Below are 13158 nucleotides of genomic sequence, written 5' to 3' on the forward strand. Positions count from 1 at the left end.
TGAACAAGGTGGACTTGCCGACGTTCGGTCGGCCCACCAGGGCGATTACGGGAACCATGCGGCTCTCCACTTCGTTATTTCAGAAAATACAAAAGCCGCTGCGAGGCAGCGGCTGGTGCTCGGGGCAGCGCTTGAGGGCGCTGCGAACCCCGTGGAACGGGGCTGCCTGGGGTTTAACCCCAAGCATAGTCAAACCTTTACTTAATGGTCAGGGCTTCCAGTTTGCCGCTGTTGCCATACAGATAAATCGTGTCACCCACCACCAGCGGACGGGCACGCAGGCCGTCGCTGTCGATGCGCTCGCGGCCGACGAAACGACCGTCCACCTGGCTCAGCAGGTGCAGGTAACCTTCCATATCACCGACTGCAACATAGCTGGAGAACACTTCCGGAGCCGACAGTTGACGACGGGCCAGCGAATCGTTGCTCCACAAAGCTGTGGTGGAACGTTCGTCGACGCCTTCAACGGTGCCCGAAGACAGGCTCACATAGACGCTGCCAAAACCCTGGGCGACACCGGCATAGCTGGAAGCATCACGCTGCCAGAGCTGACGACCGCTTTCCAGATCCAGTGCCGCAACGCGACCCTGATAGCTGGCGACATACAGCGTACCGCCGGACAGCAGCAGGCCGCCGTCGATATCGACAACGCGCTCCAGTTCCGAACGACCCTGTGGAATGGCTACACGTTGTTCCCACACCGGCACGCCGTTGGAAATATCGAGAGCGACCACTTTACCGGTCGACAGGCCAGCCACCGCGAGGCGGTTGGTGACGATCGGCGCACTGGTGCCGCGCAGGGTCAATACCGCCGGAGTGCTGTCATACAACCAGCGCTGGGTGCCGCTAGCGGCATCCAGACCGATCAGACGGTCATCCTGAGTCTGAACGACAACGACATCACCGTTGTTGGCCGGCGGTGCGAGGACTTCACTGGACACGCGAGCGCGCCATTTCTCTTCACCGTTGATGGCGTCCAGGGCAACGATTTCACCCTTGACCGTACCGATCAGGAGCAGACCGTAACTGACGCCGACAGCGCCGGAAACAGGCAGTTCGAGATCTTTCTTCCATTTGACGTCGCCATTGCTGCGATCCATCGCCATCACCACACCGGTGACGTCGGCGGCATAGATGGTATCGCCATCGATCGCCGGAACCAGCATGTTGTACGAATTGCCCTGACCGTCACCGATCGAACGACTCCACTGCTTTTGCAGAACCACTTCTTCTTTGAAGTCGGTCAACTCGGCCGGTGGCAGTTCTTTTTTGCTGTTGCTGCTGCAACCCGCGGCCAATATGGCCAGAGCCAGCAATGCTGCATGTTTCCAACGAATCACGTCACGCATCCCCTTTGGCCAGGTCGTCCAGCTTGATTTGTAGGCCACCCACTGCCGCTTCATCCGACAGTGCCGCCTTGGCTTTTTGATACGCCGTGTTCGCTTCGTCGGTACGACCCAACTGCACCAGCAGGTCGCCTTTGAGTTCTTCGCGAGTGGCCAGGAATGCTTTATCGGCATCGCCTTCGAGCAGTTTCAGGGCTTCATCGGCCTTGTTCTGCGCGGCCAGTACCTGCGCCAGGCGCTGACGAGCAATTTCGCCCAGCGCCGGGTTGGCCGGTTTGGCGACAATGGCTTTCAGCTCGCTGGCTGCGTCATCCAGCTTGCCGCTGTCGACCGCAACTTTTGCCACGAACAGGCTGCCGTACTGCGCGTAAGCGCTACCGCCGAACTCGCTGTTGAGCTTGCCGGCCAGGTCCGCAACACGGGCGGCATCAGGCTTGCCGTCTGGCGTCAGCGTGGTTTCCAGCAGTTGCTGATAGAGCATCGAGGCGCCTTGCGACTGATTGCTCTGATACTTTTGAAAAGCCTGCCAGCCGAACACGATGACCAGCGCCAACAGGCCGCCAGTGACCAGGGGCTTGCCGTTGCGTGTCCACCAGTCCTTCAAATCCGACAGCTGTTCGTCTTCGGTACTCGACACCCCAATACTCCTTAATCGCTAAATCGGCTGTTTGACAGCTTCAACCCTGCACGACGCAGGTGGCCAGGTGTGCAGCAAGCGCATCCCAGGCAATGCTTTGTTGTTCGCCCTGGCCACGCAGGGGTTTGAAACCTACCACTTGCTGGGCCATTTCGTCGTCACCGAGGATCAGCGCGTACAACGCACCGCTCTTGTCGGCTTTCTTGAATTGGCTTTTGAAGCTGCCGGCGCCAGCATTCACTTGCAGGCGCAGGTTGGGCAATTGATCACGAACACGTTCACTCAGGGCCAGGCCGGCCAACTCGGCGGCTTCACCGAAGGCGCAGAGGTAGACGTCGACCTGACGGGAAATCTCTTCCGGGATCTGCTCCAGGGTTTCAAGCAGCAGCACCAGGCGCTCGATGCCCATGGCGAAACCAACGCCCGAGGTCGGCTTGCCGCCCATCTGCTCCACCAGACCGTCATAACGACCACCGGCACACACGGTGCCTTGGGCGCCCAACTGGTCGGTGACCCATTCGAAAACGGTCTTGCTGTAGTAATCCAGCCCGCGAACCAGCTTCGGGTTGATCACGTAAGGAATGCCGGCGGTGTCCAGGCGAGCCTTGAGGCCCTCGAAGTGCACGCGGGATTCTTCGTCGAGGTAGTCGGCCATTTTCGGCGCGTCGACCAGCACGGCTTGAGTGTCAGCGTTCTTGGTATCCAGAACCCGCAAAGGGTTGGTCTTCAGACGGCGCTGGCTGTCTTCGTCCAGCTTGTCCAGGCGGGCCGAAAGGAACTCGACCAGCGCTTCGCGATAACGACCGCGGGACTCGGCGGTACCCAGGCTGTTGAGCTCGAGCTTGACCGCATCACGGATGCCCAGCTCGCCCCACAGGCGCCAGGTCAGCACGATCAGCTCGGCATCGATGTCTGGACCATCGAGGTTGAAGACTTCGCAACCAATCTGGTGGAACTGACGATAACGGCCTTTCTGCGGACGTTCGTGGCGGAACATCGGGCCGATGTACCAAAGTTTCTGCACCTGGCCGCCGCCGGTGATGCCGTGCTCAAGCACTGCACGCACGCAGGCCGCCGTGCCTTCAGGGCGCAGGGTCAGGGAGTCGCCGTTGCGGTCGTCGAAGGTGTACATCTCTTTCTCGACGATGTCGGTTACTTCACCGATGGAGCGCTTGAACAGCTCGGTGAACTCGACGATCGGCATGCGGATCTGCTTGTAACCGTAGTTATCCAGCAAACGCGAGACGGTGCCTTCGAAATGACGCCACAGGGGAGTCTGCTCGGGCAGGATGTCGTTCATGCCACGTATGGCTTGCAGAGACTTGCTCACTATAAATCCTTAAATTCGTTCGACTTAGCCGCGCGCAATGACTGCTGCGTCAGCTTCGACCTTTTCGGCCGCTTTCTGGCGGATCAAGCGTTCAAGCTCATCCACCAGATTGTCATTCGTCAGTTTCTGCGACGGCTTGCCGTCGATGTAAATCAGGTTTGGCGTGCCGCCGGTCAAGCCGATATGGGCTTCCTTGGCTTCGCCCGGTCCATTGACCACGCAACCGATGACCGCGACATCCAGCGGCACCAGCAGGTCTTCGAGGCGCCCTTCCAGCTCGTTCATGGTTTTGACCACATCGAAGTTCTGCCGCGAGCAGCTCGGGCAGGCGATGAAGTTGATGCCACGGGAACGCAGATGCAGGGATTTGAGAATGTCGTAGCCGACTTTCACTTCCTCGACCGGGTCGGCCGCCAACGAGATGCGAATAGTATCGCCAATCCCTTCGGCGAGCAGCATACCGAGGCCCACGGCGGATTTCACCGTGCCTGAACGCAAACCACCGGCTTCGGTGATGCCCAGGTGCAGCGGCTGGACGATTTCCTTGGCCAGCAAGCGGTAAGCGGCGACGGCCATGAACACGTCGGAGGCTTTCACGCTGACTTTGAAGTCCTTGAAATTCAGGCGTTCAAGGTGCTCGACGTGACGCAAAGCAGACTCGACCAGCGCAGCCGGGGTCGGCTCGCCGTATTTCTTTTGCAGGTCTTTTTCCAGAGAACCGGCGTTCACGCCGATGCGGATCGGAATCCCGCGATCACGGGCGGCATCGACTACCGCACGCACGCGATCTTCGCGACCGATGTTGCCCGGGTTGATGCGCAGGCAGTCAACACCCAGTTCGGCTACGCGCAGAGCGATCTTGTAGTCGAAGTGGATGTCGGCAACCAAAGGTACTTTGACCAGCTTCTTGATCTTGCCGAAGGCTTCAGCGGCATCCATGTCGGGCACGGAAATTCGCACGATATCGACGCCAGCCGCTTCCAGACGATTGATCTGGGCCACGGTAGCGGCTACGTCATTGGTGTCGCTGTTGGTCATGCTCTGCACAGCGATAGGCGCATCGCCGCCAACGGGCACGTTACCGACCCAGATCTTGCGGGATTCGCGACGTTTGATTGGAGATTCGCCGTGCATGACTTATTGACCCAACTTCAGGCGAGCAGTCTCGCCACTGGTGAACGGAGCGACATCAACCACCTGCCCGTTGTAGCTGACCTGCGCGCCACGGGCGAAGCCCAGACGCACGGAGAAAGGTGGCTTGCCGCTCACGGAAACGTTTTCGCCTTTGCGCTTGAGACCGCTCAACAGCACTTTACCGCTGCCATCGGTCACTTGCGTCCAGCAATCGGCAGTGAATTGCAGTTGAACCTGACCCTGGCCAGCAACCGGAGCAGCCGCTGCCGGAGCGGGAATGGTCGGAGTAACCGAGGCGCTCGCAGGCGGGGTCGATACAACGGGAGCAGTCGGGGCTGGCGCGGTCGGAATCGCGACAACCGGTGCGGTGCTGTGCGCCGGTGCAGCGGGCGTCAGCGCTGGTGCTGGTGCAGTCGGTGCAGCAGGTGCGGTGGCTTCAGCTTCGGCCGGCGCTTCAGCCGACGTCTCGGCTTGCGGCAACGAAAGAGCGGTTGTGCCTTCAACCTGACCTTCCGCGACGGCCTGGTCTTCCGGCTCGTCCAGCGGATGGATCTGGGTGGTGCCGTCAGCGCCTTCGACTTCAACGTGTTCCGGGCTCAGGCTGGTCAGGTCTTTGGTGCGCAATGAGGTTTGATCCTGCCACCAGACAAAACCACCACCAATCACTGCGAACAGCAACAACAGGCTGACAACTCGCAAAATGGTGTGGGAAACCCGAACCGGCTCTTCGATACGTCCCAGGCTATGAACGTTGCTGCCCTGGGAGTCGGTGCCGGTGGATTGGTCGAACTGCTGGACCAGTACGGTTTGATCCATGCCGAGCAATTTCGCGTAGGCGCGAATGTAACCGCGAGCAAAGGTATGCCCAGGCAGCTTGTCGAAAGCGCCGGCTTCCAGATTGCTCAGGGAATTGACGGTGAGGTTGAGCTTGAGGGCCACTTCGGCCAGCGACCAGCCATTGCTTTCGCGGGCCTGGCGTAAAGTCTCACCGGGATTAACGCGATTCGCTGCTACAACTTCGGGATGCGCCGCTTTCATCATTGCTCCGACAGGTATTGCTGATATTCCGGCGTACCGGGATAGAGTCGTTTTAGTTGCAGGCCAAAACTGGCGGCCTTGTCGCGATCATCAAACACTTTTGCCAGCCGAACGCCGAGCAATAGACTACGTGCATTTTGCTCGGTGAGCAGGCTAAAACGATCGTAATAGTCACGCGCGGGCACATAATGCCTGTCTTCGAAGGACAACTCAGCCATTTCCAGCAATGCACGTGGCTGTTGGCGATTCAAACGCAGGGCTTTTTCCAGCTGCTGCCGGGCCAGATCACGCTGCCCCAGCTTCGAAGCGGTCATTCCGAGGTTCTCGAACACCCGCGAACGCTCAGGATACAAGGTATCGGCGGCGGCCTGTTCAAAGCGCTCGTACGCTTCTTTGTACCGTTTCTCTTCGAAAAGAAAACTGCCGTAGTTGTTCAGGATTCGCGCATCGTTGGGGCGTGAAGACAGCGCCTTGCGAAAATGCTGATCCGCCAGCTCCGGCTCCATCTCGGCCTGGAATACCAGGCCCAGCGCAGCGTTGGCATCCGGATCCGAGTCATCCAGATCCAGCGCTTTCTTCAACGGTACTTTCGCCCGTTCGGTCATGCCCTGCTGCAAGTACCCCAAGCCCAGCTGCACATAGGCAACGCGCGCTTCATCGCGGCCCTTGCTGGTCTTCATCGGGTTGAAATCGCCCGACAGGACACAACCAGCACACAGGCTGGCCAACAGCAAAAGCAGCGCGAAGCGCAGGGACATAGAGATCCTCTCTTAATTATTGTTCGCAGCGTTCTGTGCGATATCGTTTTCGGCGCTTAACTCGCGCACGGCGATATAACGTTCGCTGCGACGGGTGCGATCCAGCACCTGTCCTACCAATTGGCCACACGCGGCATCGATGTCTTCACCGCGGGTGGTGCGTACGGTGACATTGAAGCCGGCATGGTGAAGCTGATCCTGGAAACGACGAATCGCGTTGTTGCTCGGGCGCTCGTAACCGGAATGCGGGAACGGGTTGAACGGAATCAGGTTGATCTTGCACGGGATGTTCTTGAGCAACTCGATCATTTCGACCGCGTGTTCGACCTTGTCGTTGATGTCCTTGAGCAACGTGTACTCAATGGTCAGTACGCGCTTCTCGCCCAGGGACGACATGTAGCGCTGGCACGACTCGAGAAGCATCTTAAGCGGATACTTCTTGTTGATCGGCACCAATTGGTTACGCAATGCGTCGTTCGGTGCGTGCAGGGACAACGCCAGGGAGACGTCGATGTGCTTGGACAGCTCATCGATCATCGGCACCACACCCGATGTAGACAGGGTTACGCGGCGCTTGGAGATCCCGTAGCCCAGGTCATCCATCATCAGATGCATGGCGGCCACGACGTTGTCGAAGTTCAGCAGCGGCTCACCCATGCCCATCATCACCACGTTGGTGATGGCACGGTCGGCGGTCGCCGGGATGCTGCCGAACGATTTATTGGCAATCCACACCTGGCCGATGACTTCGGCGGCAGTGAGGTTGCTGTTGAATCCTTGCTTGCCGGTGGAGCAGAAACTGCAATCCAGGGCACAGCCTGCCTGGGACGAAACGCACAAAGTGCCGCGTTTGCCCTGGGGAATGTACACGGTCTCGACGCAGCTACCGGACGCCACGCGCACCACCCACTTTCGGGTGCCGTCGGTGGAGATGTCCTCGCTGACCACTTCAGGACCGCGAACCTCGGCAATAGCCTTGAGCTTGTCGCGCAAGGCCTTGCTGACGTTCGTCATGGCGTCGAAATCATCAACGCCAAGGTGGTGAATCCATTTCATTACCTGACCGGCACGGAAACGCTTCTCCCCGATTGAGTCGAAGAATTTTTCCATTTCCAGCTGAGTCAGACCCAGCAGGTTGGTTTTTACAGTCGATGTAGTCATGGATTCACCTTCACTCTTAAGCCAATGCTTAGCGAGTGGTTACTTCAGTAGCAGCGAAGAAGTACGAGATTTCGCGAGCAGCAGCGGCTTCGGAGTCCGAACCGTGTACAGCGTTGGCGTCGATGGAATCAGCGAAGTCAGCGCGGATGGTACCGGCAGCAGCTTCTTTAGGGTTGGTAGCGCCCATCAGCTCGCGGTTCAGAGCGATAGCGTTTTCGCCTTCCAGAACCTGAACGACAACCGGACCGGAGATCATGAAAGCAACCAGGTCGCCGAAGAAACCACGAGCGCTGTGCTCAGCGTAGAAGCCTTCAGCTTCAGCTTTGGACAGTTGCTTCAGTTTCGAAGCTACAACGCGCAGGCCAGCTTTTTCGAAACGAGTGGTGATCTCGCCGATAACGTTTTTTGCAACAGCGTCAGGCTTGATGATGGAGAAAGTACGTTGAACAGCCATGATGTAACTCCAGAAACGGTAATTTGCGAAAAATTAAACCCGCGAATTATACGCGGGTTCTTTGGTATTGCCTAACTGCGTAAGGTCGCGACCTCTGCCCTTTGTAGGAGCTGCCGAAGGCTCGGGCCGCGTTCGGACGATCCTTTGATTCTGCTTTGCGCTTGAGATTCCGGTCGCTTTGAAAAGATCGCAGCCTCGCTTCGCTCGTCAGCTCCTACTCTGCTTCTTCGATCCAGGCGGCCTGAATGGCTTCAAGCACCTTCTCGCCACCGCGGGTCGGATCATCACTGAACTCCGGCAATGCCAGCACCCATTTGTGCAGATCGACGAAGTTCACATAACGCGGATCCACATCCGGCCTGGATTCAGCCAGCTGGATCGCGATTTCCAGCACATCAACCCATTTCAGACTCATTTCAGTTCCTTGAATCAGTGCGCCGCTTCGGCCGCATGGTTGAGCGAGTATTTCGGAATTTCGACAGTCAGGTCTTCATTCCCGACGATCGCCTGACAGCCTAGACGCGATTGCGCCTCCAGACCCCAGGCACGATCAAGAAAGTCTTCTTCCAGCTCATCCGCCTCTTCCAGAGAGTCAAAGCCTTCACGAATGATGCAGTGACAGGTGGTGCAGGCGCAGACGCCGCCACAGGCGCTTTCCATCTCGATATGGTGTTCGTGGGCCAGCTCGAGAATGGATGTGCCAGGCTCAGCCTCCACAACCATACCGTCCGGGCAGAACTTCTCGTGTGGCAGAAAAATGACCTGCGGCATCGTTATTCCTCAATCTCATTCAGGTTGCGCCCCGCCAGCGCGGCTTTCACCGTCGAGTCCAGGCGGCGGGCAGCAAAGGCGTCGGTCACTTGCGACAGACGCTTGGTCTGCTGCTCGATGGCGTAACCATCGGTGCCTTTCATCAATTCGGTCAGTTCCTGCATCTGCAATTCGATGACCATGCGCTCTTCGGCGTCGAGCAAGCGCTCGCCATCGACATCGAGGGCGCCCTGCACCGCTTCGATCAGGCGCCGGGCATCGACCTGCTGCTCACGCAATACACGAGCGACCTTGTCGTCGTTGGCGTGCTGGAACGAGTCCTTGAGCATCTTGGCAATTTCGCCATCCGTCAGACCATAGGACGGCTTGACCTGGATGCTGGCCTCAATGCCCGAGCCCAGCTCGCGGGCAGAAACACTGAGCAGACCGTCGGCATCGACCTGGAAGGTCACGCGAATCTTCGCCGCACCGGCCACCATCGCCGGAATGCCGCGCAATTCGAAGCGTGCCAGGGAGCGGCAGTCGCTGATCAGCTCGCGCTCACCCTGCAATACGTGGATCGCCATGGCCGACTGGCCATCTTTGTAAGTGGTGAAGTCCTGGGCGCGGGCGACAGGGATGGTGGTGTTGCGAGGAATCACCTTCTCCATCAGTCCGCCCATGGTTTCCAGCCCCAGGGACAACGGAATCACGTCAAGCAACAGCAACTCATCGCCATCACGCTTGTTGCCAGCCAGGGTATCGGCCTGGATCGCGGCACCAATGGCCACCACTTGATCCGGATCGATTTCGGTCAGCGGCTCGCGACCGAAGGCTTCAGCGACGGCTTCGCGGACGCGAGGCACACGAGTCGAACCGCCGACCATGACCACGGCATGCACTTCTTCCAGCTCGATGCCGGAATCACGCACAGCGCGGCGACAGGCTTTCAGGCTGCGGGCAACCATCGGCTCGATCAGCGCATTGAAGGCTTCACGGGTCAGCTCGGCTTTCCAGTCGCCATAAGCGACTTCAACGGACGAGGTATTGGTCAGAGCTTCTTTGGCCGCACAAGCGGTTTGCAGCAGATGGCGTTGCGCACCCGGATCGAGGTCGGCGGACAGACCGGCGCTCTCGATGATCCAGCCAGCGATTGCGTGGTCGAAGTCATCGCCGCCCAGCGCGCTGTCGCCGCCGGTAGCCAAAACCTCAAACACACCGCCGGTCAGGCGCAGAATCGAAATATCGAAGGTGCCGCCACCCAGGTCATAAATCGCGACGAGGCCTTCAGCGTGTTGATCCAGACCGTAAGCCACAGCGGCGGCGGTCGGCTCATTGAGCAGACGCAGCACGTTCAGACCGGCCAGCGTGGCCGCGTCCTTGGTGGCTTGACGCTGAGCATCGTCGAAATAGGCCGGAACGGTGATCACCGCACCCACAAGTTCGCCACCCAACGTCGCTTCGGCGCGCTGACGCAGCACTTTCAGGATATCGGCGGAGACTTCGACCGGGCTTTTCGGCCCCTGAATCGTGTCGATGAACGGCATGTGCGACTCGCCGCCGACAAAGCGGTACGGCAGTTGATCGCCCAATTGCTTGACGTCGGACAGACCACGACCCATCAAGCGCTTGACCGACAGCACGGTGTTCAAAGGATCGGTCGCGGCAGCCAGCTTGGCCGACTCGCCGACTTCGACACGATCAGCGTGGTAGCGCACGGCAGACGGCAGGATGACCTGCCCGTCAGCGTCAGCCAGAGGTTCGGAAAGACCACTGCGCAATGCAGCGACCAGCGAATTGGTAGTGCCCAAGTCGATCCCCACAGCCAGACGACGCTGGTGCGGTTGAGGACTTTGGCCGGGTTCGGCGATCTGCAGTAGGGCCATCGTTATCAGGACTTATCTGTATATCAGGCGTGCGACCGGAGCGGCACTGGGTTAATCGTCGAGGCGCTCTTCTAACTGGCGCACTTCGTAGGTGAGCTTGTCGAGAAACTGCATGCGCCGCATCAGGCGTTCAGCCTGTTCACGTTGCGCTGCATCATCCCAACAGGCTGCGAAGCTTTCGTTCAGTTCATCCTGCGCAGTCTTCAGGCGACGCTTGAACACTGCAACACCCGCCAGGTCGGCGCTGTCTTGCAAGTCTTCGAGCTCTTCACGCAGCTCCATCTGCTGCAGAAGAAACTCCGGATCATGCACCGTGACCTCCAGCGGCAGCTCGCGCCCCCCCATGGCGAGCAAGTAACGCGCGCGCTTTGGAGGACTTTTGAGCGTCTGGTAGGCCTCGTTGAGGCTCGCGGATTGCTCTAGCGCCAGCCGCTGCTCGCGCTCGGAAGCGTCTGCAAAGCGGTCCGGATGAACACCGCGCGCCAACTCACGATAGCGCGTGGCCAACTGATCGAGATCCAGACGGAAGCTCGGTTTCAGCTCAAATAAAGCGAAATGACAAGGAGTACCCACGCGCAGCCTCAGATGTTGAAGCTTTCGCCGCAGCCACATTCACCGCGCACGTTGGGGTTGTTGAACTTGAAGCCTTCGTTCAACCCTTCCTTGACGAAGTCGAGTTCGGTGCCGTCCAGGTAGGCCAGGCTTTTCGGGTCGATGATCACTTTCTCGCCGTGACTTTCGAACACCTGATCCTCTGCAACCACCTCGTCGACAAACTCCAGCACGTAGGCAAGGCCGGAACAGCCTGTGGTGCGAACACCCAGACGAATCCCTTCACCTTTGCCGCGCCCGTTGAGGGAGCGTCGCACGTGTTGAGCAGCCGCTTCTGTCATGCTGATAGCCATCGGTGACTCCTTACTCGTCGCCAAAACTTGAAATTCAGATCAAGCCTTTCTTCTGCTTGTAGTCGCGAACGGCCGCTTTGATAGCGTCTTCAGCAAGTACGGAGCAGTGAATTTTTACTGGCGGCAGAGCCAGTTCTTCAGCCAGCTGAGTGTTTTTGATGGTCTCTGCTTCATCCAGAGTCTTGCCTTTCATCCACTCGGTGGCCAGGGAGCTGGAGGCGATAGCCGAACCGCAACCGTAGGTCTTGAACTTGGCGTCTTCGATGATGCCTTGCTCGTTAACCTTGATCTGCAGACGCATCACGTCGCCGCACGCTGGGGCGCCGACCATGCCGGTGCCGACATCAGGGTCTTCCGCGTCCATCTTGCCGACGTTGCGCGGGTTCTCGTAGTGGTCGATGACCTTTTCGCTGTAAGCCATGATTCTTAATCCTCACTCATCAGAGAGTCGCTCTTGAAGCCCTGCGCCCGAGGGTTCACAGGGCCGGTTTGCGGCGACTTGAAATCAGTGTGCCGCCCACTCGATTTTCGAAATGTCGACACCGTCTTTGTACATGTCCCACAGCGGCGACAGAGTGCGCAGCTTGGTAACGGCCTCGCAGACTTTCTGCGCGGCGTAGTCGATTTCTTCCTCGGTGGTGAAACGGCCGAAGGTGAAGCGAATCGAGCTGTGTGCCAGTTCGTCGTTGCGGCCCAGGGCGCGCAGTACGTACGAAGGCTCAAGGGAAGCCGAGGTGCAGGCCGAACCGGACGAAACCGCCAGATCCTTGAGCGCCATGATCAGCGACTCGCCTTCAACGTAGTTGAAGCTCAGGTTCAGGTTGTGCGGAACGCGGGCGGTCATGCTGCCGTTGATGTACAGCTCTTCCAGGCCTTCGACCTGTTTGAAGAAGCGGTCACTCAGGGCCTTGATGCGGATGTTCTCGGCAACCATGTCTTCCTTGGCTACGCGGAAGGCTTCGCCCATGCCGACGATCTGGTGGGTCGCCAGGGTGCCCGAACGCATACCGCGTTCGTGACCGCCGCCGTGCATGGTCGCTTCGATGCGAACACGCGGCTTGCGGCTCACGTACAGTGCGCCGATGCCTTTAGGGCCGTAGGTTTTGTGGGCAGAGAACGACATCATGTCGACTTTCAGCTTCGACAGGTCGATATCGACCTTGCCGGTGGACTGAGCAGCGTCGACGTGGAACAGGATGCCCTTGGAACGGGTCAGTTCGCCGATGGCTGCGATGTCGTTGATGGTGCCGATTTCGTTGTTCACGTGCATGACCGAAACCAGGATGGTGTCGTCGCGCAGGGCAGCTTCGATCATCTCTGGGGTGACCAGACCATCAGTGCGAGGCTCGATGTAAGTGACTTCGAAGCCTTCACGCTCCAGTTGGCGCATGGTGTCGAGGACAGCCTTGTGCTCAATCTTGGTGGTGATCAGGTGTTTGCCTTTAGTGGCATAGAAATGCGCCGCACCCTTGATTGCCAGGTTGTCGGACTCGGTGGCACCGGAGGTCCAGACGATTTCACGCGGGTCGGCGTTGACCAGGTCAGCGACCTGACGACGAGCGTTTTCGACGGACTCTTCAGCTTTCCAGCCGAACACGTGAGAACGGGACGCCGGGTTACCGAAGTTTCCGTCAACCAGCAGGCATTCACTCATTTTTTGCGCTACACGCGGATCAACCGGGGTGGTCGCAGAGTAATCAAGGTAAATCGGCAATTTCATGGACTATCTCCTAAATCAGGCTGGCTGGCGTGCCGCTAG

General features: G+C 58.8%; 16 protein-coding genes. All 16 read right to left on the bottom strand.

Features of this window, described 5'->3' with window-relative positions; translation table 11 throughout:
* Nucleotides 1-58 (bottom strand): GTPase (locus ACIQU2_RS08130; RefSeq protein ID WP_403140069.1); only part of this gene is annotated, 58 nt, incomplete at its 3' end.
* 139 nt (nt 59-197) lie between these two features.
* Nucleotides 198-1349, bottom strand: a complete 1152-nt coding sequence (gene bamB / locus ACIQU2_RS08135; RefSeq protein ID WP_403139908.1) for an outer membrane protein assembly factor BamB — start codon at nt 1347-1349, stop codon at nt 198-200.
* The gene (locus tag ACIQU2_RS08140) at nt 1342-1983 is read right to left on the bottom strand and encodes a tetratricopeptide repeat protein (RefSeq protein ID WP_095131572.1); all 642 of its coding nucleotides are present in this window, start codon (nt 1981-1983) and stop codon (nt 1342-1344) included. Before ACIQU2_RS08140 ends, bamB begins: the two co-directional genes overlap by 8 nt.
* 40 nt (nt 1984-2023) lie before the next feature.
* Nucleotides 2024-3313 carry a histidine--tRNA ligase gene (gene hisS, locus ACIQU2_RS08145; protein WP_403139911.1) on the bottom strand — a complete coding sequence of 430 codons (1290 nt, stop codon included), beginning with the start codon at nt 3311-3313 and terminating at the stop codon, nt 2024-2026.
* A 24-nt stretch (nt 3314-3337) separates the two neighbouring features.
* A complete protein-coding gene (gene ispG / locus ACIQU2_RS08150; RefSeq protein WP_347803674.1) occupies nt 3338-4447 on the bottom strand; it encodes a flavodoxin-dependent (E)-4-hydroxy-3-methylbut-2-enyl-diphosphate synthase in 1110 nt (369 codons plus the stop codon).
* 3 nt (nt 4448-4450) lie between these two features.
* A complete protein-coding gene (locus ACIQU2_RS08155; RefSeq protein ID WP_347803673.1) occupies nt 4451-5485 on the bottom strand; it encodes a RodZ family helix-turn-helix domain-containing protein in 1035 nt (344 codons plus the stop codon).
* Nucleotides 5485-6243, bottom strand: a complete 759-nt coding sequence (pilW, locus tag ACIQU2_RS08160) for a type IV pilus biogenesis/stability protein PilW (RefSeq protein WP_347803672.1) — start codon at nt 6241-6243, stop codon at nt 5485-5487. The genes ACIQU2_RS08155 and pilW overlap by 1 nt, the downstream gene beginning before the upstream one ends.
* Before the next feature lie 12 nt (nt 6244-6255).
* Nucleotides 6256-7404: a 23S rRNA (adenine(2503)-C(2))-methyltransferase RlmN gene (gene rlmN / locus ACIQU2_RS08165; RefSeq protein ID WP_059403385.1), complete on the bottom strand. Its 1149-nt coding sequence runs from the start codon at nt 7402-7404 to the stop codon at nt 6256-6258.
* Nucleotides 7405-7432: 28 nt separating this feature from the next.
* The gene (gene ndk, locus ACIQU2_RS08170; RefSeq protein WP_007916882.1) at nt 7433-7858 is read right to left on the bottom strand and encodes a nucleoside-diphosphate kinase; all 426 of its coding nucleotides are present in this window, start codon (nt 7856-7858) and stop codon (nt 7433-7435) included.
* Nucleotides 7859-8072: 214 nt separating this feature from the next.
* Nucleotides 8073-8273, bottom strand: a complete 201-nt coding sequence (gene iscX, locus ACIQU2_RS08175) for a Fe-S cluster assembly protein IscX (RefSeq protein WP_403139913.1) — start codon at nt 8271-8273, stop codon at nt 8073-8075.
* Nucleotides 8274-8287: 14 nt separating this feature from the next.
* Nucleotides 8288-8629, bottom strand: a complete 342-nt coding sequence (gene fdx, locus ACIQU2_RS08180) for an ISC system 2Fe-2S type ferredoxin (RefSeq protein WP_403139915.1) — start codon at nt 8627-8629, stop codon at nt 8288-8290.
* Nucleotides 8630-8631: 2 nt separating this feature from the next.
* Complete coding sequence (gene hscA, locus ACIQU2_RS08185; RefSeq protein WP_403139916.1) at nt 8632-10494, bottom strand: Fe-S protein assembly chaperone HscA; 1863 nt, start codon at nt 10492-10494, stop codon at nt 8632-8634.
* A 51-nt stretch (nt 10495-10545) separates the two neighbouring features.
* Nucleotides 10546-11067 carry a co-chaperone HscB gene (gene hscB, locus ACIQU2_RS08190; RefSeq protein ID WP_008070981.1) on the bottom strand — a complete coding sequence of 174 codons (522 nt, stop codon included), beginning with the start codon at nt 11065-11067 and terminating at the stop codon, nt 10546-10548.
* 8 nt (nt 11068-11075) lie between these two features.
* Entirely contained in the window at nt 11076-11399 is a 324-nt protein-coding gene (iscA, locus tag ACIQU2_RS08195; RefSeq protein ID WP_007903589.1) for an iron-sulfur cluster assembly protein IscA, read from the bottom strand.
* A gap of 34 nt (nt 11400-11433) precedes the next feature.
* Nucleotides 11434-11820, bottom strand: coding sequence for a Fe-S cluster assembly scaffold IscU (gene iscU / locus ACIQU2_RS08200; RefSeq protein ID WP_003443374.1), 387 nt, complete (start codon nt 11818-11820; stop codon nt 11434-11436).
* Nucleotides 11821-11904: 84 nt separating this feature from the next.
* Nucleotides 11905-13119 (bottom strand): IscS subfamily cysteine desulfurase, encoded by a 1215-nt coding sequence (locus ACIQU2_RS08205; RefSeq protein WP_074873944.1) that lies wholly within the window; start codon nt 13117-13119, stop codon nt 11905-11907.
* Nucleotides 13120-13158: the final 39 nt, after the last annotated feature.

The organism is Pseudomonas sp. NPDC098740 (assembly GCF_044760065.1).
Taxonomy (GTDB): domain Bacteria; phylum Pseudomonadota; class Gammaproteobacteria; order Pseudomonadales; family Pseudomonadaceae; genus Aquipseudomonas; species Aquipseudomonas rossensis.

Excerpts from the sequence above, each read along its gene's own strand:
- bamB (WP_403139908.1), bottom strand. The coding sequence starts at position 1,349 with ATGCGTGACGTGATTCGTTGGAAACATGCAGCATTGCTGGCTCTGGCC.
- ispG (WP_347803674.1), bottom strand. The coding sequence starts at position 4,447 with ATGCACGGCGAATCTCCAATCAAACGTCGCGAATCCCGCAAGATCTGG.
- ACIQU2_RS08155 (WP_347803673.1), bottom strand. The coding sequence starts at position 5,485 with ATGAAAGCGGCGCATCCCGAAGTTGTAGCAGCGAATCGCGTTAATCCC.
- pilW (WP_347803672.1), bottom strand. The coding sequence starts at position 6,243 with ATGTCCCTGCGCTTCGCGCTGCTTTTGCTGTTGGCCAGCCTGTGTGCT.
- rlmN (WP_059403385.1), bottom strand. The coding sequence starts at position 7,404 with ATGACTACATCGACTGTAAAAACCAACCTGCTGGGTCTGACTCAGCTG.
- ndk (WP_007916882.1), bottom strand. The coding sequence starts at position 7,858 with ATGGCTGTTCAACGTACTTTCTCCATCATCAAGCCTGACGCTGTTGCA.
- iscX (WP_403139913.1), bottom strand. The coding sequence starts at position 8,273 with ATGAGTCTGAAATGGGTTGATGTGCTGGAAATCGCGATCCAGCTGGCT.
- fdx (WP_403139915.1), bottom strand. The coding sequence starts at position 8,629 with ATGCCGCAGGTCATTTTTCTGCCACACGAGAAGTTCTGCCCGGACGGT.
- hscA (WP_403139916.1), bottom strand. The coding sequence starts at position 10,494 with ATGGCCCTACTGCAGATCGCCGAACCCGGCCAAAGTCCTCAACCGCAC.
- iscA (WP_007903589.1), bottom strand. The coding sequence starts at position 11,399 with ATGGCTATCAGCATGACAGAAGCGGCTGCTCAACACGTGCGACGCTCC.
- iscU (WP_003443374.1), bottom strand. The coding sequence starts at position 11,820 with ATGGCTTACAGCGAAAAGGTCATCGACCACTACGAGAACCCGCGCAAC.
- ACIQU2_RS08205 (WP_074873944.1), bottom strand. The coding sequence starts at position 13,119 with ATGAAATTGCCGATTTACCTTGATTACTCTGCGACCACCCCGGTTGAT.